This is a genomic window from Kitasatospora sp. MMS16-BH015, from assembly GCF_002943525.1.
Taxonomy (GTDB): Bacteria; Actinomycetota; Actinomycetes; order Streptomycetales; family Streptomycetaceae; genus Kitasatospora.
The window spans coordinates 2,064,585-2,086,304 of sequence record NZ_CP025394.1 but is presented as its reverse complement, the minus strand read 5'-3'; the positions used below and the strand labels follow the sequence as shown (position 1 = coordinate 2,086,304).

Here is a 21,720-nt window from a genome sequence, read left to right as displayed (position 1 = left end):
GGCGGCGGCTGGCCGGCCGACGCCCCCGCTCACGGCAGGGGGAGGGCCTTCCGCAGGGCGGTCAGCGCCTCGGGGGTGCCCTCCGCCGTGAGCGTGGTGTGGGCGCCTCGGCCGAACGCGAAGAGGATCAACTCGCCCGGCGTGCCGGTGAGTTTGACGGTCTGCGGGTGCTTCTCGGCCACCGTCACCCGGCGGCCGTCCGGGTGGTTGAGGTGCAGCCGGACCGGGGTCTTGCGGGCCGTCTCGAACCGGGTGAGCATCGGCAGCCGCTTCCAGAGCGCCGCCTCCAGCCCCGGGTCGACCGGCCCGGGCTCCCAGGCCTCGCCGCGGCGGACGTCCTCTGCGTGCACGTAGTACTCCACGGTGTTGGCCGCCTCGTCCGCACCGGGCAGTGCGAACGGCGAGTACCAGGGCGGGCCGGACCGGAAGCGGCGCACCAGCTCGGCGAAGTCCATGGCCGCGTACCGGCGTTGGACCGTATCCGTCCAGCCGGCCAGCGGCTTGAGCTGGATGCCCGCCGCCGCGTCGGGCCGGGCCTCGCGCAGCACCAGGTGCGCGGCCAGGTCACGGGCCGTCCAACCGCCGCAGAGTGTGGGGGCGTCCGGGCCGCCGGCCGTCAGCAGATCGGCCAGGCGGTGGCGTTCGGTGCGGGCGAAGTTCGACATGGCGCACACAGTACGCCCGGCCCGGGTGATCGGTCAGCGCAAGGGGGCGTGCAGCTTCTCGCCGTCCTGGTGGTTGCTGACGGCCAGACCGCAGGTCGCGTCCCGGTACCCCTGCGTGTAGAAGGTCAGGTCCGGGGTGACCGGGTAGGTGTAGAAGGTGCCGCCGCCCTGGCGCTGCTGCCACTCGGCGGCCGGGGCCTTGCACAGCTCGCGCAGCGCGCGGCCGATCGCCAGGTCGGTGGTCAGGCCCTCCGGCAGCTTCACGTTGGCGATCGCCTCGGCGTCGTGGTCGCCGGTGCAGGGCCGGGCCTCGGCGCTGGTGATCACCTTGCTCAGCTGCGGGTGGTCGTAGCAGGTGCCCGCCGCGAACCAGGGATACGGCAGCTTGGGCGCGCTGGGCGAGGGCGCGGGCGCGCTGCTGCTCGGGGGCGGGGGCGGCGGCAGCGCCGCCTTCTTCTTCGGCGCGGGCCAGAGCAGCACCACCACTCCGGCCAGCACCACCAGGACGGTCACCGCCACCGCCGCCCGCCGCCCGCGCCTGCCCTGCTCCGCCGCCATGCCGAACCCCCTCGTCTCGGGAGCCATTCTGGTGGCGGGACGCGGAGGAGGGGAGGGAAACGGCGGGATGGGTGGCACGGAGGGAGGGAGCCGGGTGCGGCGGTGGGGCGGGAGGCGGCGGGATGGGCGGTAGCCTGGCGGCGGCACGGCCCGGATGCGCGAGGAGTACCTGCGGATGCGAGTCGGAATCATCGGACACGAAGGGCTCTCGGAGATCACCGAGATGCTGGTGCGCGGCGCGCTCTGGCCGCTGGTCACCGAGTACGGGAGTTACGAGCTGGTCGGGGTGAGCTGTCTGCGGCCGGGCCCGGACCGCTGGTTCGCCCGGGCCGTGCTCGACCACGGCGGCAAGCTGGAGGTGGTCGTCCCGGCCGGCGGCGGCGCGGCGAGCGGCCCGCTGCTGCGCGAGGCCACCGCCGTCCACCGCCTGGCCGCCGTCGAGGCCGGCGGCCTCGGCGAGGACGTCTGCCGGGCCCTGGTCGGCATGGTCGACGAACTCATCGCCGTCTGGGACGGCGCCCCGGGCAGCGAGCCCGCCGAGGTGGTGGCCGCCGCCCGCAAGGCCGGCCTCTACGTCCAGGTGGTCTGGCCCGAGGGCTGCGAACGGTAGCGGCGCCTCACCACCGCACCGCCGCGAAGTTCACCGGCCGGGGCCGGAGGGCGGCGGTGCGGGCGGCCAAGGCGGCCAGCCGGCGGGCGAATTCCCCGGCGGGCAGCTGCTTGCGGCCGCCGTGGCCGGGGAGCAGCCAGTCGAACTCGAGGCCGGGGGCGACCCGGGCCAGCGAGGCGGCCAGCTCGGTGACGGAGTACCAGGTGACCGATTCGGCGACGGCGAGGTCGTCATCGGCGCGGGACCAGTAGAAGCTGTCGCCGCTGAAGCAGTACGCCCCGTCGGCCAGGTAGAGCACGCTGCCCTCGGTGTGGCCGGGCAGCGGGTGCGCCGTCACGCCCTCGGCGATCTCGGTGGGCCCGCCGCCCCGCAGCACCCGGTCGGCGTCCGGCGCGGCGGCGAGATCGCCCTCGTGGATCCAGAGCCGGGCACCGAACCGGTCGGCCCAGGCGCGCCCGTGCGCCGCGTGGTCCCGATGGGTGAGCAGTACGTCGGTGACCGGCCCGAGCGCCGCGAATTTCGCGGCCAGCGCGGAATTCCAGCGCGGCGTGTCGATCATCAGCAGATTGCCGGCCGGGCGGCGCAGCAGATAGGAATTCGCCCCGGCGGTGTGCGGGGAATTGTGCCCGCACAGGAAGACCTGCCCGGTGAGCCGCAGCGGGTACGGATCGTGGACCGGCCGCGGGGCCCGGCCGCCCTGCCGGATCGACCGGGTCGGACAGGCGAAGGCGGCGGCGTACAGCGCCGACTGCTCGGCGGGAGTGGCTGGTTGACGGGTGAGGACGGAGCGGCCGGCGGCCTCCGCGATCAGCCCCGGGGCGAGCTGGCGGGCGGCGTCGCAGTTGGTGCAGCGGGTATCGACCCGCCAGTCGGAATCGGCCGTCAATTCGTTCATGGAGGGTCTCCTCGGAGAAGTTCCTGCCCTTTATGAATATCCCACCGCAGAGCGGGAATTCAACGCCGGAATGCCGTTGACTTCGCCTGCCGCCGCTGCTCTCGGCGCAGCGGCGGCGGGGGAGCTGCCAGAATGGGCGACATGTCGACCATCCCCGCCGTTCCCGGTACCACCGCGCTCGACCCGGCCGTCGCCGCCCGCCTGAAGCGGACGGCCGACGGGCTGCTGCCCGCCGTCGCGCAGCAGTACGACACGGGGGAGGTGCTGATGCTCGGCTGGATGGACGACGAGGCGCTGCACCGCACCCTCACCACCGGGCGCTGCACGTACTGGAGCCGCAGCCGCAACGAGTACTGGGTGAAGGGCGACACCTCGGGCCACGTCCAGCTGGTCAAGTCGGTCGCGCTCGACTGCGACGGCGACACCCTGCTGGTGCGGGTGGACCAGACCGGCGCGGCCTGCCACACCGGGGCGCGGACCTGCTTCGACGAGGACGTGCTGCTCGCCGGTGATCGCTAGGCTTCGCTGATCGCTAGGCTGCGCTCAGCACACCTCCCGACCACGAACGGTGCCTGATCCCATGGACCTTGAGGCTTTCCGCAAGCTCGCCGTAGACACCCGGGTCATTCCGGTCACCCGCCGGCTCCTCGCGGACGGCCTCACCCCGCTCGGTCTCTACCGCAGCCTCGCGGGAGAGCGCCCCGGCACCTTCCTGCTGGAATCCGCCGAGCAGGGCAGCTGGTCGCGGTACTCCTTCGTCGGCGTGCGCAGTGCCGCCGCCCTGACCGCCGACGCCGAGGGCAACGCCCGCTGGCACGGCACCCCGCCGGTCGGCATCCCCACCACCGGCGACCCGCTGGAGGTGCTGCGGGCCGCGCTCGCCGCCCTGCACACCCCCCGGGGCGAGGACGACGGCCTGCCGCCGCTCACCGGCGGCCTGGTCGGCTACCTCGGCTACGACATCGTCCGCCGCCTGGAGAAGCTGCCCAACCTCACCCCGGACGACCTGCGGCTGCCCGAGCTGACCATGCTGCTCGCCACCGACCTCGCGGTGCTCGACCACGTGGGCGGCACGGTGGTGCTGATCGCCAACGCCGTCAACCACAACGACCTCGAGACCGGCGTGGACGAGGCCTACGCGGACGCCGTGGCCCGCCTGGACGCGATGGAGGCCGACCTGGCCCGCCCGGTCTCGCCGGGCCTGGCCGTCTTCACCCCGACCGCCGTGGACGCCCACTCGCCGTTCGGCGGGGCGCCCTACCGGGCGGCCGTGGAGGAGATCAAGGAGCGGATCCGGGCCGGCGAGGCCTTCCAGGTGGTGCCCTCCCAGCGCTTCGAGGCGCCCTGCGCCGCCTCCGCCCTGGACGTGTACCGGGTGCTGCGCACCACCAACCCGAGCCCGTACATGTACCTCTTCCGCTTCCCCGGCCCGGACGGCGGCGCCGAGGGCGGCTTCGACGTGGTCGGCTCCAGCCCCGAGGCGCTGGTCAAGGTCACCGACGGCCAGGCCATGGTGCACCCGATCGCCGGCACCCGGCACCGGGGCGCCACCCCGCAGGAGGACGCGGACCTCGCCACCGAGCTGCTCGCCGACCCCAAGGAGCGGGCCGAGCACCTGATGCTCGTCGACCTCGGCCGCAACGACCTCGGCCGGGTCTGCGAGCCGGGCTCGGTCGAGGTGGTCGACTTCATGTCGATCGAGCGGTACAGCCACGTGATGCACATCGTCTCCACCGTCACCGGCCGGGTCGCGGCCGGCCGTTCGGCCTTCGACGTGCTCACCGCCTGCTTCCCGGCCGGCACCCTCTCCGGGGCGCCCAAGCCGCGGGCCATGCAGATCATCGAGGAGCTCGAACCCACGCGGCGGGGGCTGTACGGCGGCTGCGTGGGGTACCTGGACTTCGCCGGCGACTCCGACACCGCGATCGCGATCCGTACGGCCGTGCTCCGCGAAGGCACGGCGTACGTGCAGGCCGGCGCAGGCGTCGTGGCCGACTCGGACCCGGAGAGCGAGGACACCGAGTGCCGCAACAAGGCGGCGGCGGTGCTGAGGGCCGTTGCGACGGCCAACACGCTGCGTCCGGTTCTTTAGGGGCGCGGGGAACTGCGCGAGTGCGGAAGAAGCGGAGTCGCCATCTCGCCCGCGCAGCCACTTGCACCGTCAACGGATAGTGCAACCGGGTAGCGGCGTAGGACTGCGGGCGGTGCATGGTCGGCCGCGCCGTTCCCCGCGCCCCCAGACGCTGCCGGCCGATCGCCGTCATGGATAGTAGGTGGGTGACTGAAACAGCTGCTGCGCCGCCCCGGAACGAACGTGCTGCCTCCTCCTCCCGGCGGGGGATGGCCGCGATGCTCGGGTTGACCGGGGTCGGGGTGCTGCTGGTGCTGACGGCCGTGGGGCGGGTCTGGGCCGAGGGGCGGGTCGGGGGGCAACTGGAGCTGAGTGTCAGCGGGAGCGCCGTCTCGGGGCTGCCCGGGGGGCTGGCGCTGGTGGCGCTGGCGGCTGCGGTGGCGGTCTTCGCGGTGCGCGGGGTCGGACGGATGGTCGTCGGCGGGCTGACCGTGGTGGCCGGGCTGGGGGCCGCCGCAGCAGCGGTGGCCGGTGCGTTCGACGGCTCGGCGCTGGACGCCGAGGCGGGCCGCAAGCTCGCGCTGATGAGTGCCCAGGCCGAGCAGGTGAGCCACACGGCCTGGCCGTGGGTGGCGGCCTTCGGCGGGCTGCTGCTGGCGGTGGCCGGGCTGGTCACGCTGCGGGCCGGCCGGGGTTGGCCGGCCATGGGGGCCCGGTACGACGCGCCCACCCGGCAGGCCAAGGCGGCCCGGCCGGCGAAGGCCGGCCGGCCCAGCACCCCGGCCGAGCTCTGGCAGGCCCTGGACCGTGGCGAAGATCCCACCAGATGAGGTCGGCCCCCGCTTGGGGTCGTCCGGTGAGGCCGGGCACAATGGGAGAGTCAACCTGCCGCGTGCGCCTCTGGTAGCCCCGGCCGGGCCCCGTAGAACCAAGGAGCATCGTCAAATGGCGGCAGCATCGCACGGTCACAACCCCGCCGCGTGGACCGGCGTGACCATCACGTTCATCGGCTTCTGTGTCAGCGGCGTCGCCATGATCATGCCCGCCGTCTGGCTGTTCTGGGTCGGCATGGCCGTCGTGCTGGTCGGCGGTGTGGTCGGCAAGGCGATGTCGATGGCCGGCATGGGCAAGCAGCCCACCACGCACCACCACGCGGTGGCCACCGAGACGAAGACCGCCGTCTCCGTCTGAGGTCCCGTACCGATCTGAGGGGCGCACCGCTCGCCGGTGCGCCCCTCAGTCGTGTCCGGACGCCCCCGGTGGAGCGTGGCGCGGCGGGTGAGCGGCGGGCCCGGGGCAGAATCCGAGAGGTGAACGCCTCCGCGAGCCCCGCCGCCCCGCCCTCGCTGGTGCGCCGCCTCGGCCGGCCGCTGGCCGCGCTGGTGGCCGTCGGGGTGCCGACCCTGTACGTGGCGGGGGTGGATCCGAACCAGCCGGGGCACTACCCGACCTGCCCGTTCCTGCAGGCCACCGGCTGGTGGTGCCCCGGCTGCGGCGGTCTGCGCGCCGTGCACGCGCTGGCCCACGGCCGGATCACCGAGGCGGCCCACGACAACGTCCTGGTGCTCGGCCTCGCCGTCTTCGCGGTGCTCGGCTGGCTGCTCTGGTGCTGGGCAGCGCTGACCGGTACGGCCGGGCCGAGGCCGCGGCTGAGCGGGCGGCAGGCGGCGATGGCGGTGCTCGTGCTGCTGGCCTTCACGGTCTTCCGGAACCTCCCCGCCGGTCACGGTTTCGCCCCGCCGGCGGCCTGAATCCGGCCGGGAGCATTCCGCTACGCGAGACGCGCGCCGGTCGGATGCACCGTGCGCCCCCCGGGCCCGATACCATCGAAGAGCCGACGGGGGCGTTGAGGCGTGGGATCAGCCAAGATGCCGTGCACACCGCACCCGCGGATCTGACTGGATCAAATGATGGGGGCGCCCGCGTGAGTGTGCTCGACGAGATCATCGACGGGGTCCGTGCGGACCTCGCCGAGCGGCAGGCCCGGGTCTCCCTGGACGAGCTCAAGGAGCTGGCGGCCAAGGCGCCGGATGCCAAGGACGGTGTGGCCGCGCTGCGCGGCGACGGCGTCCGGGTGATCTGCGAGGTCAAGCGCTCCAGCCCCTCGAAGGGGGCCCTGGCGGCGATCGCCGACCCGGCCGCCCTGGCGCTGGACTACGCGGCCGGTGGTGCCGCGGCGATCAGCGTGCTGACCGAGCAGCGCCGCTTCGGCGGCTCCCTGGCCGACCTGGACGCCGTCCGGGCCGCCGTGGAGACCCCGCTGCTGCGCAAGGACTTCATCGTCACCGCCTACCAGCTGTGGGAGGCCCGCGCGCACGGGGCCGACCTGGCGCTGCTGATCGTGGCCGCGCTGGAGCAGCCCGCGCTCGTCTCGCTCATCGAGCGGGCCGAGTCGATCGGGCTGACCCCGCTGGTCGAGGTGCACGACGAGGAGGAGATCGCCCGGGCGGTGGACGCCGGGGCGAGGATCATCGGCGTGAACGCCCGGAACCTGAAGACCCTCGAGGTCGACCGGAACACCTTCGGCAACGTGGTGGATTCCATCCCGGACCACATCGTGAAGGTGGCCGAGTCCGGCGTGCGCGGCCCGCACGACCTGATCGCGTACGCCAACCTGGGCGCGGACGCCGTCCTGGTCGGCGAGTCGCTGGTGACCGGCAAGGACCCGAAGGCGGCCGTGGCCGACCTGGTGGCCGCCGGTGCCCACCCGGCGCTGCGCAACAACGGACGGGGCTGACCCGCCGCCATGTCACTGACCACCCGCCTCGCCCCCGGCTGCCGCCCGCGCGGCTGCCGCGCGCCCGCACGCCGGGTGCTGGGGCGGCGGGTGCGGTACGTGATCGGCTGCGAGCCCGGGCAGGTGCAGGGCCGGCGATGGCGCAGGACTCACGGCTGAGAAGCCGTTCCGAGTCACCTTTTTCTCGCCCATCACACCCCTGAGGACTACTGCCATGTCCGAGAACGACTACCAGCCGGGCACCGAAGTGCCCGACGCGCGCGGGTACTTCGGCGCGTACGGCGGCCGCTTCATCCCGGAGGCGCTGGTCGCCGCCGTCGAGCAGGTCGCCGAGGAGTACGAGAAGGCCAAGGCCGACCCGGCGTTCGCCGCCGAGCTGGACGCCCTGCTCAAGGACTACACCGGTCGGCCCAGCCCGCTGACCGACGTGCACCGCTTCTCCGCGGAGGCGGGCGGCGCGCGGATCCTGCTCAAGCGCGAGGACCTGAACCACACCGGCTCGCACAAGATCAACAACGTGCTCGGCCAGGCCCTGCTCACCCGCCGGATGGGCAAGACCCGGATCATCGCCGAGACCGGAGCCGGCCAGCACGGCGTGGCCACCGCCACCGCCTGCGCGCTGTTCGGCTTCGAGTGCACGATCTACATGGGCGAGGTCGACACCGAGCGCCAGGCGCTCAACGTGGCCCGGATGCGGATGCTCGGCGCCGAGGTCATCGCCGTGAAGTCCGGCAGCCGCACCCTCAAGGACGCCATCAACGAGGCGTTCCGCGACTGGGTCGCCAACGTGGACTCCACCCACTACCTCTTCGGCACGGTGGCCGGCCCGCACCCCTTCCCGATGATGGTCCGCGACTTCCACCGGGTGATCGGCATCGAGGCCCGCCAGCAGGTGCTGGACCGCACCGGCAAGCTCCCGGACGCCGTGGTCGCCTGCGTCGGCGGCGGCTCCAACGCGATGGGCATCTTCCACGAGTTCATCCCGGACGCGGGCGTCCGACTGATCGGCTGCGAGGCGGCCGGCGAGGGCGCCGAGACCCCGCGGCACGCGGCCACCCTGACCAAGGGCGACCCGGGCGTGCTGCACGGCTCGCGCACCTACGTCCTGCAGGACGAGGACGGCCAGACCATCGAGTCGCACTCCATCTCCGCCGGCCTGGACTACCCCGGGGTCGGCCCCGAGCACGCCTGGCTCAAGGACTCCGGCCGGGCCGAGTACCGCCCGGTGACGGACGACGCCGCGATGCAGGCGCTGCGCCTGCTCTCCCGCACGGAGGGCATCATCCCGGCGATCGAGAGCGCCCACGCGCTGGCCGGCGCCCTGGAGCTGGGCCGCGAGCTCGGCCCGGAGGCGACCATCCTGGTCTCGCTCTCCGGCCGCGGCGACAAGGACATGCACACGGCCGCCCAGTACTTCGGCCTGTACGACAACGCTTCTGACAACGGAGGGAAGTGACCATGGCTTCCAAGCTCAGCACCGTCCTCGCCGCCGCGAAGGCGGAGGACCGCGCGGCCCTGATCGGCTACCTCCCGGCCGGCTTCCCCTCGGTGGACGGTGGCATCGCCGCGGTCAAGGCCCTGGTCGAGGGCGGCTGCGACGTGGTCGAGATCGGCCTCCCGCACTCCGACCCGGTCCTGGACGGCCCGGTCATCCAGACCGCCGACGACATCGCCCTCCGGGCCGGCGTCAAGATCAAGGACGTGATCCGGACCGTCGCCGAGGTGGCCTCGGCCCATCCGGCCGCCGCCGTGCTGGTGATGACCTACTGGAACCCGGTCGAGCGGTACGGCGTCGAGCGGTTCGCCGCCGAGCTGGCCGCCGCCGGCGGCGTCGGCTGCATCCTCCCCGACCTCCCGGTCGAGGAAGCCGGCCCGTGGCGCGCGGCGGCGGCCGAGCACGGTCTCGACACCGTCTTCGTGGTCGCCCCCAGCAGCAAGGACCCCCGCCTCGCCGAGGTCACCGCGGCCGGCAGTGGCTTCGTCTACGCCGCCGCCGTGATGGGCGTCACCGGCACCCGCGCCGCCGTCGGTTCGATGGCCGAGGACCTGGTCGCCCGCACCCGCGCCACCACCGACCTCCCGGTCTGCGTCGGCCTGGGCGTCTCCACCGCCACCCAGGCCGCCGAGGTCGCCGGCTTCGCCGACGGCGTGATCGTCGGCTCTGCCTTCGTCCAGCGCATCCTGGACGCGGACGGCAACGAGGAGGCCGCGCTGGCCGCCGTCCGCGACCTCGCCGCCGACCTCGCCGAGGGCGTCCGCAAGCGGTAGTTGCACCATCCAGGGGTGCGGGGCTCTGCAGAGCCCCGCACCCCTGTCGTTCCTCGGTGCTACGGGGTCGACTGCGGCGGGTCCTCGAGGCCGTCGATCCGGAGGTTGTCGAGGCGGACCTGGTACCAGACGTCGGTGTGACCGCCGCCGGACCAGTCCTCGGTGAGGATCACGGTGGTGTGCCCCGCGCCGCTGCCGCCGTAGGCGACGGACCAGCCGACGGGCACGTTCTGGGCGCGGAAGACCGGGTCCGCGTCGCGCGCCTCGGCCCACCGGTCGAGCCGGGTGTTCAGCTCCGGGGTCATGAACTCCTCGCGGACCTCCAGCGGATCCTGGTTGGGGTTCTGGCCGAGGACGGCGTCACGGTACTGGCTGAAGAAGGCGTTCACCTGGACTTCGGCGCGACTCGCGGCCTGGGCGGGGGAGGTGGCGGGCAGGATGGTGGAGCCGGCGAGGGCGAGGGCCACGGCGGCGGTGCGGAGTCGGATCATGCGGCCAGTCTGGCAGTGGAGCGGTCACTCTCCGTGGTCGAACTATGGCTGGCCGGTGGTGCGGCGCGGTCCGTGCGCCCCCGGGCGGCGCCGCGCGGAACTCGGGACCAAAGCCTGTCCCGTCCGCGGCGGCCACCGTGGTGGTGACCAGCCGGGCCCGGTCGAGGGCCGGGCGACTGGCCGGGCACCTGCTGCTCGACAGCGCCGGCCGCGAGGCTGAGCGGCGGCCCGCCGCGATGGCCTCGCGCTCCGCTCAGCTGCTGGTGGTCGACTGCCTGAGCATCGGCCTCGTCCAGCGCCGCTACGCCGGCGCCGGGCCGGCGCTGGACCTCACCCACCGAGCCCTGGCCCCCGCCGGGGCGCCGCCACCGGCAACGGAGCTGATGAAGCATGAGCACCCCCGAGTTCACCCCCGAGTTCATCCCCGCCCTGCGCGAGCAGCTCGAGCAGCTGGCCACCGAGGCCCACCGCCCCGAGCACGCCGAGATCGACCGGCTCCCCACCCTCGCCATCGCCGAGCTGATGAACGGTGAGGACCGCACCGTACCGGCGGCGGTGGCCGAGCAGCTGCCGCGGATCGCGGCGGCGGTGGACGGGATCGCCGAGCGGATGGGCCGGGGCGGGCGGCTGGTCTACGCCGGGGCCGGGACGGCCGGGCGGATGGGCGTGCTGGACGCGAGCGAGTGCCCGCCCACCTTCAACACCGGGCCCGGGCAGGTGGTCGGGCTGATCGCGGGCGGCCCGGCCACGGTGGTCACCGCCGTGGAGGGGGCCGAGGAGGCCACCGTCGAGGCCGCCCTCGCCGCCACCGGCGGCGAGGTCAAGCCCGCCGTCCTCGTCATCCTCGGCGAGGTCGACGCCCCCACCGCCGCCCGGCTGCTCCGGGAGCACGCCGGCCGCCTCCGCGACGCACTGGCCCCTTGGTGCGACCGGGGCACCTTCGTGGACCCGTCCGGGTGAAGAGTACGGGCACGACGCATCGGTGTGGATTGACCGGCGTTGAGTGGAGGGACGACTGAGACGGTCTACCGAAGGAGCCGCGTGTGCTGAGCGTCCACCGAGCCGTGGTGCTGCGGGCGGCCACGGCCGTGCTGGTGCTGGGGGCCGCCTTCGGGGCCGAGGCGACGGTGGGGCACGCGCTGGCCAGGCGTGGGGTGGAGCGGGCGGAGCGGGACGCGTACGTGTGCAGTGAGGCCTCCCGGCTGGCCACCGTGGTGCGGGCGGACCGCTCGCAGGTGGACGGGCGGCCGGCCCTGGTGACGCTCCGGGCGGCCGGCCGCTGCGCGGCGGCACACCACTGACGTACCGACAGGCGAATCGAACAAATCAGACATAACCCCGCTATTGTTCACTCATTCGGCTTAATGCGCGAATATGGAGGAACCTACCCGCATCCCCTACGGTTCATCAGGAAGCGTGAGTGACCTGTGAGCAGGGGGTGTCTGATGACCAGCACGACCGGGCTGCGCCGTACCAGCGGGCTGCGCCGTGCGGTGGACGGGTCGGCGGGGCAGTGGTTCGGCCTGGCCGTCCGCCTCGGCCTGGCCCTGGTGTGGGCCTGGGCCGGGCTGGCGAAGGTGTCGGATCCGGCGGAGGCCGCCCAGGCGGTGCGGGCGTACGAGCTGCTGCCCGAATCGCTGGTCAAGCCGGTCGGGTACGGGCTGCCGTTCCTGGAGCTGGCGTTGGCCCTGCTGCTCCTGCTCGGCCTCGGCACCCGGATCGTCGCCGTCATCTCCGCCCTGCTGCTGCTCACCTTCATCGGCGGCATCACCTCCGCCTGGGCGCGCGGCATCTCGATCGACTGCGGCTGCTTCGGCGGCGGCGGCGCCGTCGACGCCTCGCAGACCGAGTACCTGCAGGAGATCCTCCGGGACACCGGCTTCCTGCTGCTCGCCGCCTGGTTGATCTACCGGCCCCGGACGAAGCTCTCGGCCGATGCCTGGCTCGCCGCCTGACCCACCACCAGACGACCCCCACCTTGGACGACCTGAGCACATGAGCGAGAAGAACCGAGAAGGCAAGCGCACCGCCCGCGAGCGGCTGGCCGAGGAGCGGGCCGCCGAGGAGGCCCGTGCCAAGCGGAACAAGAAGCTGGCGGTGATCGGCACCGTGCTCGCGGTGATCGTCGTCGGTGTGACGGTCGGCGTGGTGGTGCAGAACCAGCGCTCCAAGCCGGACACCCCGGTGGCCGCCCCGGCCGGGGCGATCGGGCCGAAGAACCTGGTGGTCCCGGACGGCCCGGCGAACGCGCCGTCCACCCTGGTCATCTACGAGGACCCGCGCTGCCCCGCCTGCGGCGCCTTCGAGCGGCAGTTCGCGCCGACCATCGACCAGCTCCAGGACCAGGGCAAGCTCTACAACAACTACCACCTGGTCTCGTTCATCGACCGCTCGCTCGGCGGCAAGGGCTCCAAGTACGGCGTCAACGCGCTGGCCTGCGCGCAGGACGCGGGCAAGTTCCGCGACTACCACGACGTGCTCTACAAGAACCAGCCCGACGAGACCTCGGACGCCTTCGGCACCAAGGCCACGCTGATCAGCCTGGCCAAGCAGGTGCCGGGCCTGGACAGCCCGACCTTCGAGGCCTGCGTCAACGACAACAAGTACTCGGGCTGGGTCTCGGCCGTGCAGCAGGACTTCGACAAGTCCAGCTACAAGTCCACCCCGACCATCCTGCTCAACGGCACCCCGATCTACCCCAAGAAGGGCGACGAGGAGATCAGCCCGGAGAACCTGGTGAAGTGGGTCAACGAGGCCAACGCGGGCAAGCCGCTCGGCACCACCGGCCCCGGCTCGGCCAGCCCGGCCCCGACCAGCACCGCCGCCGAGACCAACACCCCGCCCTCGCCGTGACCGAACGGTGCCCGTGCCCCTGTTGTGGTCGGCGGGGGCGCACAGGGTAGCGTCGACCCCGCCATGGATATCGCTTACATTCCGAGCCCGTCGCGAGGCGTCCTCTACCTGGGGCCCGTCCCGCTGCGCGCGTACGCCTTCTGCATCATCATCGGTGTCGTCGTGGCCGTCTGGCTCGGCAGCAAGCGGTGGGTCGCCCGCGGCGGCGCCAAGCACACCGTCGGTGACATCGCCGTCTGGGCCGTCCCGTTCGGCCTGGTCGGCGGTCGGCTCTACCACGTGATCACCGACCACCAGCTGTACTTCGGGGACGGCAAGAACCCCTGGAACGCCTTCAAGATCTGGGAGGGCGGCCTCGGCATCTGGGGCGCGATCGCGCTCGGCGCGGTCGGTGCCTGGATCGGCGCCCGCAGGCGCGGGGTGCCGCTGCCGGCCTACGCCGACGCGATCGCCCCGGGCATCGCGCTGGCCCAGGCCTGCGGCCGCTGGGGCAACTGGTTCAACCAGGAGCTCTACGGCAAGGCGACCACCCTGCCCTGGGGCCTGCAGATCCACAAGGTCGAGCCGGACGGCAGCGTGGTGGACGGCGTCTTCCAGCCGACCTTCCTCTACGAGTCGCTCTGGTGCGTGGGCGTCGCGCTGCTGGTGATCTGGGCCGACCGCCGCTTCACCCTCGGCCACGGCCGGGCCTTCGCGCTCTACGTGGCTGCCTACACGGTGGGCCGGGCCTGGATCGAGTACCTGCGGATCGACGAGGCCCACCACATCCTGGGCCTGCGGCTGAACGACTGGACGGCGATCTTCGTCTTCGTCGGCGCGGTGGTCTACTTCGTGCTCTCGGCCAGGCTCCGCCCGGGCCGCGAGGCGCCGGATTCGATCGACCCGGCCGCCCAGGCCGAACTGATGGAGTCCGACCAGGGCGAGGGTAAGGAAAACGCTGCGGCCACCTCCGCCGATCCGGCCCCGGAGAAAGCCGACGGGGATTCGAAAGACCCGTCCTGACCTGCGCTGACGCTCGCCCGGCCGCCCTTTTCCGGATATCCGGAGGGCGGCCTTCGTCATGTTCGGACAGCCTTACTTTGCTGGAATGTGTCAGATCATCGGGCTAGTTTCGAAGACGTGAGAGCCCTGCGGGCGGCCCGGCTCACGGCTGTTCGCCGTGCCCGGACGCGGCAGGGGGGACGTACGGACGGAAGGCCCGAGACCATGAGCACCAGCATCGCCGAGCGCGGCACCGACGAGCAGCAGCCCAAGCCCCGCATCCCGGCCGAGGGGCACCACCGGGACGTGAACGGCGGCTGGCTGCGGCCGGCCGTGTTCGGCGCGATGGACGGCCTGGTCTCCAACTTCGCCCTGATGACCGGTGTGGTCGGCGGCAACGTGGGCAACAGCGCCGTGGTGCTGACCGGGTTGGCCGGCCTGGCGGCCGGGGCCTGCTCGATGGCGGCGGGGGAGTACACCTCGGTGGCCTCGCAGCGCGAGCTGGTGCAGGCCGAGATCGAGGCCGAGCGGCTCGAGCTCAGCCGCAACCCGCACGGCGAGCTGGCCGAGCTGGCCGAGCTCTACGTCTCGCGCGGGGTCGACCCGGAGCTGGCCCACGAGGTGGCCCGCCAGCTCTCCGCCGACCCGGAGCAGACCCTGGCCATCCACGCCCGCGAGGAGCTGGGCATCGACCCGGACGACCTGCCCTCGCCCACCGTGGCGGCGGCCTCCTCCTTCCTCTGCTTCGCGCTCGGCGCGCTGCTGCCGCTGCTGCCGTACCTGCTGGGGGCGCACTCGCTGGTGCCGGCCCTGCTGCTCTCGCTGGCGGGCCTCTTCACCTGCGGCGCGGTGGTGGCCCGGGTGACGGCCCGCAGCTGGTGGTTCAGCGGCCTGCGCCAGCTGGTGCTCGGCGGCGGCGCAGCCGGGGTCACCTACCTGCTCGGCCTGCTGATCGGTGGTCACGTCGGCTGACCGACGACGCCCGCGGACGGGCCCGGACACCCCTCGGGGGGCGTCCGGGCCCGTATGTTTATGCAGAACGCCGCGTGACGTTGCACACATGCTCCGAACGGGTGACCTGCACTGACTGCGCCGTTCGGCCTGGTCGGCCGCAGAATCCTGCGTGCGGCCGCCGCCCCGGCGGAGGAATCACAGGTGACGTGTTCTCGGCATGTGGACACCGGATTACGCGGTCGTTTCGCTGCTGGCGGCCGGGGGCACACTGGTGGCAGTGTGCGGGCCAGCGCAAAGCTGCTCAGAGCCCGACCCCGGTCCGCGATGTGGACGCGATATTCCACTTACCGGGATTTTCGGCATCATGTAGCTCGCACGCACTCGCAGAGGGCCAACGTCGTCCCTATTGCCACTTTTCGCTCAAGACGACGACGGGAGAGCCGATGCTGTCCGCATCCACGCACTCCGCCAACGAGCCCCAGGCCGGCGCCACCACGCCGTACGCGCTCGTGCCGGATGCCCGACCTGCCGCCCAGGGTCTGTACGACCCGCGCAACGAGCACGACGCCTGCGGCGTGGGCTTCGTGGCCACGCTGGACGGCGAGGCCGACCACCGCATCGTCGAGCAGGCGCTGACCGTGCTGCGGAACCTGGAGCACCGTGGCGCCACCGGCGCCGAGGCGGACTCGGGCGACGGCGCCGGCATCCTGACCCAGATCCCGGACGCGTTCCTGCGTGCCAAGGCCGCCTTCGAGCTGCCGGCCCAGGGCTCCTACGCCGTCGGCATCGCCTTCCTGCCCACCGAGGAGGAGGCCGCCACCGCCGCGCAGGCGCAGATCGAGGCGATCGCCGCCGAGGAGGGCCTGACCGTCCTCGGCTGGCGCGAGGTGCCGGTCGCCCCCGAGCTGCTCGGGGCCACCGCGCGCAGCGTGATGCCGCGCTTCACCCAGCTGTTCCTGAGCGGTGCGGGCAAGGCCGGCATCGAGCTGGACCGGGTGGCCTTCGTCGTCCGCAAGCGCGCCGAGCGCGAGGCCGGGGTGTACTTCCCCTCGCTGTCGGCCCGCACCATCGTCTACAAGGGCATGCTGACCACCGGCCAGCTGGAGCCCTTCTTCCCCGACCTCTCGGACCGGCTCTACGCCTCCGCGATCGGCCTGGTGCACTCGCGCTTCTCCACCAACACCTTCCCGTCCTGGCCGCTGGCCCACCCGTACCGCTTCGTCGCGCACAACGGCGAGATCAACACGGTCAAGGGCAACCGGAACTGGATGACGGCCCGCGAGTCGCAGCTCGCCACCGACCTGATCCCGGGCGACCTGAGCCGCATCTTCCCGATCTGCACCCCGGACCACTCCGACTCGGCCTCCTTCGACGAGGTCCTGGAGCTGCTCCACCTGGGCGGCCGTTCGCTGCCGCACGCCGTGCTGATGATGATCCCGGAGGCGTGGGAGAACCACGCCACCATGAGCCCGGCCCGCCGCGCCTTCTACCAGTACCACTCCAACCTGATGGAGCCCTGGGACGGCCCGGCCTGCGTCACCTTCACCGACGGCACCCAGATCGGCGCCGTGCTCGACCGCAACGGCCTGCGCCCGGCCCGGTACTGGGTCACCGAGGACGGCCTGGTCGTGCTCTCCTCCGAGGTCGGCGTGCTCGACATCGAGCAGGAGAAGATCGTCAAGAAGGGCCGGCTCCAGCCGGGCCGGATGTTCCTGATCGACACCGCCCAGGGGCGGATCGTCGAGGACCAGGAGATCAAGGCCCAGCTCGCCGCCGAGCACCCGTACGAGGAGTGGGTGGCCGCCGGGCAGATCCAGCTCGCCAAGCTGCCCGACCGCGAGCACATCCACCACACGCACGCCTCGGTGACCCGCCGCCAGCAGACCTTCGGGTACACCGAGGAGGAGCTGCGCGTCATCCTGGCGCCGATGGCCCGCTCCGGCGGCGAGGCGCTCGGCTCGATGGGCACCGACTCGCCGATCGCCGCGCTGAGCGAGAAGCCCCGGCTGCTCTTCGACTACTTCATCCAGCTCTTCGCGCAGGTCACCAACCCGCCGCTGGACGCCATCCGCGAGGAGCTCGTCACCTCGCTGCTGAGCAACCTCGGCCCGGAGGGCAACCTGCTCGCCGCCGACGCCGCGCACTGCCGCTCGGTCGGCATCACCTTCCCGGTGATCGACAACGACGAGCTGGCCAAGCTCATCCACATCAACGCCGACGGCGACCAGACCGGCCTCAAGGCCGTCACGCTCTCCGGCCTGTACAAGGTCTCCGGCGGCGGCGAGGCACTGGCCGCCCGGCTGGCGGCCATCGCGGCCGAGGCCGACGCGGCGATCGCCGAGGGCGCCCGGATCCTGGTCCTCTCCGACCGGCACTCCGACGCCGAGCACGCGCCGATCCCCTCGCTGCTGCTCACCTCCGCCGTGCACCACCACCTGATCCGCACCAAGCAGCGCACCCAGGTCTCGCTGCTGGTCGAGGCCGGTGACGTCCGCGAGGTGCACCACGTCGCGCTGCTGATCGGCTACGGCGCGGGCGCGGTCAACCCGTACCTGGCGATGGAGTCGGTGGAGGACCTGCTCGCCCAGGGCACCTTCCTGTCGGGCCTGGAGCCGGAGCAGGCCATCCGCAACCTGATCAAGGCGCTGGGCAAGGGCGTGCTGAAGGTGATGTCCAAGATGGGCATCTCCACCGTCGCCTCCTACCGCGGCGCCCAGGTCTTCGAGGTCATCGGCCTCGACCAGGCCACCGTGGACACCTACTTCGCGGGCACCACCACCAAGCTCGGCGGCATCGGCGTCGAGGAGATCGCCAAGGAGGTCGCCGCCCGGCACGCCAAGGCGTACCCGGCCTCCGGCATCCCGGCCGCGCACCGCGCGCTGGAGATCGGCGGCGAGTACCAGTGGCGCCGCGAGGGCGAGCCGCACCTGTTCGACCCGGACACCGTCTTCCGGCTGCAGCACTCCACTCGCGAGCGCCGGTACGACATCTTCAAGCAGTACACGGACCGGGTGAACTCCCAGTCCGAGCGCCTGATGACGCTGCGCGGCCTGTTCAAGTTCGACGCGCTGGGCCGCGAGTCCATCTCCATCGACGAGGTCGAGCCGGTCTCCGAGATCGTCAAGCGCTTCTCCACCGGCGCCATGTCCTACGGCTCCATCTCGATGGAGGCGCACGAGACGCTGGCCATCGCGATGAACCGCCTGGGCGGCAAGTCCAACACCGGTGAGGGCGGCGAGGACCCGGAGCGCCTGTACGACCCCGAGCGCCGCTCGGCGATCAAGCAGGTCGCCTCCGGCCGGTTCGGCGTCACCTCCGAGTACCTGGTCAACGCCGACGACATCCAGATCAAGATGGCCCAGGGCGCCAAGCCCGGCGAGGGCGGCCAGCTGCCCGGCCACAAGGTCTACCCGTGGGTGGCCAAGACCCGGCACTCCACCCCGGGCGTCGGCCTGATCTCCCCGCCGCCGCACCACGACATCTACTCCATCGAGGACCTGGCCCAGCTGATCCACGACCTCAAGAACGCCAACCCGGCGGCCCGCATCCACGTGAAGCTGGTCTCCGAGGTCGGCGTCGGTACGGTCGCCGCCGGTGTCTCCAAGGCGCACGCGGACGTGGTGCTGGTCTCCGGCCACGACGGCGGTACGGGTGCCTCGCCGCTCACCTCGCTGAAGCACGCGGGTGGCCCCTGGGAGCTCGGCCTGGCCGAGACCCAGCAGACCCTGCTGCTCAACGGCCTGCGCGACCGGATCGTGGTCCAGACGGACGGTCAGCTCAAGACCGGCCGCGACGTGGTCATCGCCGCCCTGCTGGGCGCCGAGGAGTTCGGCTTCGCGACCGCCCCGCTGGTGGTCTCCGGCTGCATCATGATGCGGGTCTGCCACCTGGACACCTGCCCGGTCGGCGTCGCCACCCAGAACCCGGTGCTGCGCGAGCGCTTCTCCGGCAAGCCCGAGTTCGTGGTCAACTTCTTCGAGTTCATCGCCGAGGAGGTCCGCGAGATCCTCGCCGAGCTCGGCTTCCGCTCGATCGAGGAGGCCGTCGGCCACGCCGAGCACATCGACGCCGCCGACGCGATCACCCACTGGAAGGCCGCCGGCCTCGACCTGGCCCCGCTCTTCCACGTGCCCGAGCTGCCCGAGGGCGCCGCCCGGCACTGCACCACCACCCAGGACCACGCGCTCGACAAGGCCCTGGACAACCAGCTCATCGCGCTCGCCGAGCAGGCCCTGGAGCACGGCGAGACCGTCCGGATCCAGCTGCCGATCCGCAACGTCAACCGCACCGTCGGCACCATGCTCGGCCACGAGGTGACCAAGCGGTACCGCGGCGAGGGCCTGCCGGAGGGGACGATCGACGTCACCTTCACCGGCTCGGCCGGCCAGTCCTTCGGCGCCTTCCTGCCGCGCGGCGTCACGCTGCGCCTGGAGGGCGACGCCAACGACTACGTCGGCAAGGGCCTCTCCGGCGGCGTCGTGATCGTGCGCCCGGCGCGCGAGGCGGCGGCCATCGGCGCCGACGCCCAGCAGCACGTGATCGCCGGCAACACCATCGGCTACGGCGCCACCTCGGGCCGGATCCACCTGCGCGGCAAGGCCGGCGAGCGCTTCGCCGTCCGCAACTCCGGGGCCACCCTGGTGGTCGAGGGCGTGGGCGACCACGGCCTGGAGTACATGACCGGCGGCCGGGTCGTCATCCTCGGCGAGACGGGCCGCAACCTCGCGGCCGGCATGTCCGGCGGTGTCGCCTACGTGCTCGACCTGCGCCCGGCGAGCGTCAACCACGGCCTGGTGGGCATCGAGGCCCCCAGCGCCGAGGAGCGCGACTGGCTGCGCGAGACCGTGCAGCAGCACTACGAGGAGACCGGCTCCACCGTCGCCGCCGAGCTCCTGGCTGACTGGGGCAGCGGGGTCTCCCGCTTCTCCACGATCATGCCGACCGACTACAAGGCCGTGCTCGCCGCCAAGGATGCCGCTGAGCGAGCCGGTCTCGACGAGACCGCGATCACCGCGAAGATGATGGAGGCGGCACATGGCTGACCCCAAGGGCTTCCTGACGACGCCCAAGCAGCTGGCCGAGCGCCGTCCCGTGGACGTCCGTCTGCGTGACTGGAACGAGGTCTACGTCGAGCGCAGCCTGCTGCCGATCATCAGCAAGCAGGCCGGCCGCTGCATGGACTGCGGCATCCCGTTCTGCCACAACGGCTGCCCGCTCGGCAACCTCATCCCCGAGTGGAACGACCTGGCCTACCGGGACGACTGGTCCGGCGCGATCGAGCGCCTGCACGCGACCAACAACTTCCCGGAGTTCACCGGTCGCCTCTGCCCGGCCCCCTGCGAGTCGGCCTGCGTGCTCGGCATCAACCAGGACGCGGTGACCATCAAGAACGTCGAGGTCACCATCATCGACAAGGCCTGGGACGGCGGCGGGGTCACCCCGCAGGTGCCCGAGCGCCTCTCCGGCAAGACCGTCGCCGTGGTCGGCTCCGGCCCGGCGGGCCTGGCCGTCGCCCAGCAGCTCACCCGGGCCGGGCACACCGTGGTGGTCTACGAGCGGGCCGACCGGATCGGCGGCCTGCTCCGGTACGGCATCCCCGAGTTCAAGATGGAGAAGCGGCACATCAACCGCCGCATCGAGCAGATGCGCGCGGAGGGCACCCGCTTCCGCACCGGCGTCAGCGTCGGCGAGGACCTCACCGGCCAGGACCTGCGCAGCCGCTTCGACGCGGTGGTGGTCGCCGCCGGCGCCACCACCGCCCGCGACCTGCCGGTGCCCGGCCGCGAGCTCAAGGGCATCCACCAGGCCATGGAGTACCTGCCGCTGGCCAACAAGGTGCAGGAGGGCGACTTCGTGGAGTCGCCGATCAGCGCCAAGGGCAAGCACGTGATCGTGATCGGCGGCGGCGACACCGGTGCCGACTGCCTCGGCACGGCGCTGCGCCAGGGGGCCGCCTCGGTCACCCAGCTGGAGATCATGCCGCGCCCGAGCGAGGAGCGCCCCGGCCACCAGCCGTGGCCGACCATGCCGATGACCTACAAGGTGACCTCCGCGCACGAGGAGGGTGGTGAGCGCGTGTACGCTGTGAACACCACCCACTTCACCGGGGACGAGGACGGCAACGTCGCCGAGCTCCACCTCGTCGAGGTCGAGTTCAAGGATGGCCGTTTCGAGCCCGTGCGAGGCACCGAGCGTTCCATCCCGGCGCAGCTGGTCACCCTGGCCATGGGCTTCACCGGGACGGACGTCAGGAACGGCCTGATCGAGCAGCTGGGTGTCGAGCTCGACGCCCGCGGCAACGTCGCCCGGGACGGCTCCTTCGCCACCAACGTGGACGGTGTGTACGTCTGCGGTGATGCCGGCCGGGGCCAGTCGCTGATCGTCTGGGCCATCGCGGAGGGCCGTTCGGCCGCTGCCGCGGTGGACCGGTACCTCGGCGGCAAGACCGCCCTGCCCGCCCCCATCCGTCCCACCGACCGCCCGCTGACCGTCTAGTCCCGCACCGACGGCACCGGGCTGTGTGAAAAACCCTCAACGTGTACCGCCGGATGTTTCCCCGTCCGGTTGCTTCACCCGCGACCCGCCAGCGCTGCCGGGCCTCTGCGGTCTGATGGCGCCTGCCCTCTCCCCGACCAAG

21 protein-coding genes and 1 pseudogene are annotated in these 21,720 nt (G+C 72.5%); 18 read left to right on the top strand and 4 right to left on the bottom strand.

Features of this window, described 5'->3' with window-relative positions:
- Positions 1-29 precede the first annotated feature (29 nt).
- The gene (locus tag CFP65_RS08940) at positions 30-665 is read right to left on the bottom strand and encodes a TIGR03085 family metal-binding protein (RefSeq protein WP_104815604.1); all 636 of its coding nucleotides are present in this window, start codon (positions 663-665) and stop codon (positions 30-32) included.
- A 33-nt stretch (positions 666-698) separates the two neighbouring features.
- Positions 699-1,223 (bottom strand): hypothetical protein, encoded by a 525-nt coding sequence (locus tag CFP65_RS38800; protein WP_158702102.1) that lies wholly within the window; start codon positions 1,221-1,223, stop codon positions 699-701.
- A 175-nt stretch (positions 1,224-1,398) separates the two neighbouring features.
- Here CFP65_RS38800 and CFP65_RS08930 point away from each other — a divergent pair, with 175 nt between their 5' ends.
- Entirely contained in the window at positions 1,399-1,833 is a 435-nt protein-coding gene (locus CFP65_RS08930; RefSeq protein ID WP_104820732.1) for a hypothetical protein, read from the top strand.
- Between the two features lie 7 nt (positions 1,834-1,840).
- Here CFP65_RS08930 and CFP65_RS08925 read toward each other — a convergent pair whose 3' ends face one another.
- Positions 1,841-2,728 (bottom strand): MBL fold metallo-hydrolase, encoded by an 888-nt coding sequence (locus tag CFP65_RS08925; protein ID WP_104815603.1) that lies wholly within the window; start codon positions 2,726-2,728, stop codon positions 1,841-1,843.
- Between the two features lie 141 nt (positions 2,729-2,869).
- Here CFP65_RS08925 and hisI point away from each other — a divergent pair, with 141 nt between their 5' ends.
- From hisI to trpA, 9 genes are all read left to right on the top strand, one after another.
- Positions 2,870-3,247: a phosphoribosyl-AMP cyclohydrolase gene (gene hisI, locus CFP65_RS08920; RefSeq protein ID WP_104820731.1), complete on the top strand. Its 378-nt coding sequence runs from the start codon at positions 2,870-2,872 to the stop codon at positions 3,245-3,247.
- Between the two features lie 61 nt (positions 3,248-3,308).
- Positions 3,309-4,820: an anthranilate synthase component I gene (locus CFP65_RS08915; protein ID WP_104815602.1), complete on the top strand. Its 1,512-nt coding sequence runs from the start codon at positions 3,309-3,311 to the stop codon at positions 4,818-4,820.
- Between the two features lie 185 nt (positions 4,821-5,005).
- Positions 5,006-5,629: a TIGR02234 family membrane protein gene (locus CFP65_RS08910; RefSeq protein ID WP_254552295.1), complete on the top strand. Its 624-nt coding sequence runs from the start codon at positions 5,006-5,008 to the stop codon at positions 5,627-5,629.
- Between the two features lie 115 nt (positions 5,630-5,744).
- Positions 5,745-5,990 carry an HGxxPAAW family protein gene (locus tag CFP65_RS08905; RefSeq protein WP_104815601.1) on the top strand — a complete coding sequence of 82 codons (246 nt, stop codon included), beginning with the start codon at positions 5,745-5,747 and terminating at the stop codon, positions 5,988-5,990.
- A gap of 119 nt (positions 5,991-6,109) precedes the next feature.
- On the top strand, positions 6,110-6,550 hold the full coding sequence (locus tag CFP65_RS08900) for a DUF2752 domain-containing protein (protein WP_254552294.1): 441 nt from the start codon (positions 6,110-6,112) through the stop codon (positions 6,548-6,550).
- A gap of 173 nt (positions 6,551-6,723) precedes the next feature.
- The gene (trpC, locus tag CFP65_RS08895) at positions 6,724-7,536 is read left to right on the top strand and encodes an indole-3-glycerol phosphate synthase TrpC (RefSeq protein ID WP_104815599.1); all 813 of its coding nucleotides are present in this window, start codon (positions 6,724-6,726) and stop codon (positions 7,534-7,536) included.
- Between the two features lie 9 nt (positions 7,537-7,545).
- Positions 7,546-7,695: a tryptophan biosynthesis modulator TrpM gene (gene trpM / locus CFP65_RS42480; RefSeq protein WP_371682387.1), complete on the top strand. Its 150-nt coding sequence runs from the start codon at positions 7,546-7,548 to the stop codon at positions 7,693-7,695.
- A 55-nt stretch (positions 7,696-7,750) separates the two neighbouring features.
- On the top strand, positions 7,751-8,992 hold the full coding sequence (trpB, locus tag CFP65_RS08890) for a tryptophan synthase subunit beta (protein ID WP_104815598.1): 1,242 nt from the start codon (positions 7,751-7,753) through the stop codon (positions 8,990-8,992).
- A gap of 2 nt (positions 8,993-8,994) precedes the next feature.
- Complete coding sequence (trpA, locus tag CFP65_RS08885) at positions 8,995-9,804, top strand: tryptophan synthase subunit alpha (protein ID WP_104815597.1); 810 nt, start codon at positions 8,995-8,997, stop codon at positions 9,802-9,804.
- A 59-nt stretch (positions 9,805-9,863) separates the two neighbouring features.
- Here trpA and CFP65_RS08880 read toward each other — a convergent pair whose 3' ends face one another.
- On the bottom strand, positions 9,864-10,295 hold the full coding sequence (locus tag CFP65_RS08880; RefSeq protein ID WP_104815596.1) for a hypothetical protein: 432 nt from the start codon (positions 10,293-10,295) through the stop codon (positions 9,864-9,866).
- Positions 10,296-10,685: 390 nt separating this feature from the next.
- On the opposite strand from CFP65_RS08880, the pseudogene CFP65_RS08875 reads away from it, so the two are divergent.
- The 8 genes and pseudogenes from CFP65_RS08875 to CFP65_RS08840 form a co-directional block, all read left to right on the top strand.
- A pseudogene (locus CFP65_RS08875) lies at positions 10,686-11,078 on the top strand (N-acetylmuramic acid 6-phosphate etherase); the annotation flags it as partial.
- Positions 11,079-11,338: 260 nt separating this feature from the next.
- On the top strand, positions 11,339-11,596 hold the full coding sequence (locus CFP65_RS08870; RefSeq protein ID WP_104815594.1) for a hypothetical protein: 258 nt from the start codon (positions 11,339-11,341) through the stop codon (positions 11,594-11,596).
- Between the two features lie 144 nt (positions 11,597-11,740).
- Positions 11,741-12,250: a MauE/DoxX family redox-associated membrane protein gene (locus CFP65_RS08865; RefSeq protein ID WP_104815593.1), complete on the top strand. Its 510-nt coding sequence runs from the start codon at positions 11,741-11,743 to the stop codon at positions 12,248-12,250.
- 40 nt (positions 12,251-12,290) lie between these two features.
- A complete protein-coding gene (locus tag CFP65_RS08860) occupies positions 12,291-13,148 on the top strand; it encodes a thioredoxin domain-containing protein (protein ID WP_104815592.1) in 858 nt (285 codons plus the stop codon).
- Between the two features lie 63 nt (positions 13,149-13,211).
- Positions 13,212-14,150 carry a prolipoprotein diacylglyceryl transferase gene (gene lgt, locus CFP65_RS08855; protein ID WP_104815591.1) on the top strand — a complete coding sequence of 313 codons (939 nt, stop codon included), beginning with the start codon at positions 13,212-13,214 and terminating at the stop codon, positions 14,148-14,150.
- Between the two features lie 204 nt (positions 14,151-14,354).
- The gene (locus CFP65_RS08850; protein ID WP_104815590.1) at positions 14,355-15,101 is read left to right on the top strand and encodes a VIT1/CCC1 transporter family protein; all 747 of its coding nucleotides are present in this window, start codon (positions 14,355-14,357) and stop codon (positions 15,099-15,101) included.
- 425 nt (positions 15,102-15,526) lie between these two features.
- Positions 15,527-20,125, top strand: a complete 4,599-nt coding sequence (gene gltB, locus CFP65_RS08845) for a glutamate synthase large subunit (protein ID WP_104815589.1) — start codon at positions 15,527-15,529, stop codon at positions 20,123-20,125.
- Positions 20,118-21,578 carry a glutamate synthase subunit beta gene (locus CFP65_RS08840; RefSeq protein ID WP_104815588.1) on the top strand — a complete coding sequence of 487 codons (1,461 nt, stop codon included), beginning with the start codon at positions 20,118-20,120 and terminating at the stop codon, positions 21,576-21,578. The genes gltB and CFP65_RS08840 overlap by 8 nt, the downstream gene beginning before the upstream one ends.
- The last annotated feature ends 142 nt before the right edge of the window (positions 21,579-21,720 follow it).

Bases quoted from the DNA above. Each gene is read 5' to 3' on its own strand.
- CFP65_RS08940 (WP_104815604.1), bottom strand. From the start codon at position 665: ATGTCGAACTTCGCCCGCACCGAACGCCACCGCCTGGCCGATCTGCTG.
- CFP65_RS38800 (WP_158702102.1), bottom strand. From the start codon at position 1,223: ATGGCGGCGGAGCAGGGCAGGCGCGGGCGGCGGGCGGCGGTGGCGGTG.
- CFP65_RS08930 (WP_104820732.1), top strand. From the start codon at position 1,399: ATGCGAGTCGGAATCATCGGACACGAAGGGCTCTCGGAGATCACCGAG.
- CFP65_RS08925 (WP_104815603.1), bottom strand. From the start codon at position 2,728: ATGAACGAATTGACGGCCGATTCCGACTGGCGGGTCGATACCCGCTGC.
- hisI (WP_104820731.1), top strand. From the start codon at position 2,870: ATGTCGACCATCCCCGCCGTTCCCGGTACCACCGCGCTCGACCCGGCC.
- CFP65_RS08915 (WP_104815602.1), top strand. From the start codon at position 3,309: ATGGACCTTGAGGCTTTCCGCAAGCTCGCCGTAGACACCCGGGTCATT.
- CFP65_RS08905 (WP_104815601.1), top strand. From the start codon at position 5,745: ATGGCGGCAGCATCGCACGGTCACAACCCCGCCGCGTGGACCGGCGTG.
- trpM (WP_371682387.1), top strand. From the start codon at position 7,546: ATGTCACTGACCACCCGCCTCGCCCCCGGCTGCCGCCCGCGCGGCTGC.
- trpB (WP_104815598.1), top strand. From the start codon at position 7,751: ATGTCCGAGAACGACTACCAGCCGGGCACCGAAGTGCCCGACGCGCGC.
- trpA (WP_104815597.1), top strand. From the start codon at position 8,995: ATGGCTTCCAAGCTCAGCACCGTCCTCGCCGCCGCGAAGGCGGAGGAC.
- CFP65_RS08880 (WP_104815596.1), bottom strand. From the start codon at position 10,295: ATGATCCGACTCCGCACCGCCGCCGTGGCCCTCGCCCTCGCCGGCTCC.
- CFP65_RS08865 (WP_104815593.1), top strand. From the start codon at position 11,741: ATGACCAGCACGACCGGGCTGCGCCGTACCAGCGGGCTGCGCCGTGCG.
- CFP65_RS08860 (WP_104815592.1), top strand. From the start codon at position 12,291: ATGAGCGAGAAGAACCGAGAAGGCAAGCGCACCGCCCGCGAGCGGCTG.
- lgt (WP_104815591.1), top strand. From the start codon at position 13,212: ATGGATATCGCTTACATTCCGAGCCCGTCGCGAGGCGTCCTCTACCTG.
- CFP65_RS08850 (WP_104815590.1), top strand. From the start codon at position 14,355: ATGAGCACCAGCATCGCCGAGCGCGGCACCGACGAGCAGCAGCCCAAG.
- gltB (WP_104815589.1), top strand. From the start codon at position 15,527: ATGCTGTCCGCATCCACGCACTCCGCCAACGAGCCCCAGGCCGGCGCC.
- CFP65_RS08840 (WP_104815588.1), top strand. From the start codon at position 20,118: ATGGCTGACCCCAAGGGCTTCCTGACGACGCCCAAGCAGCTGGCCGAG.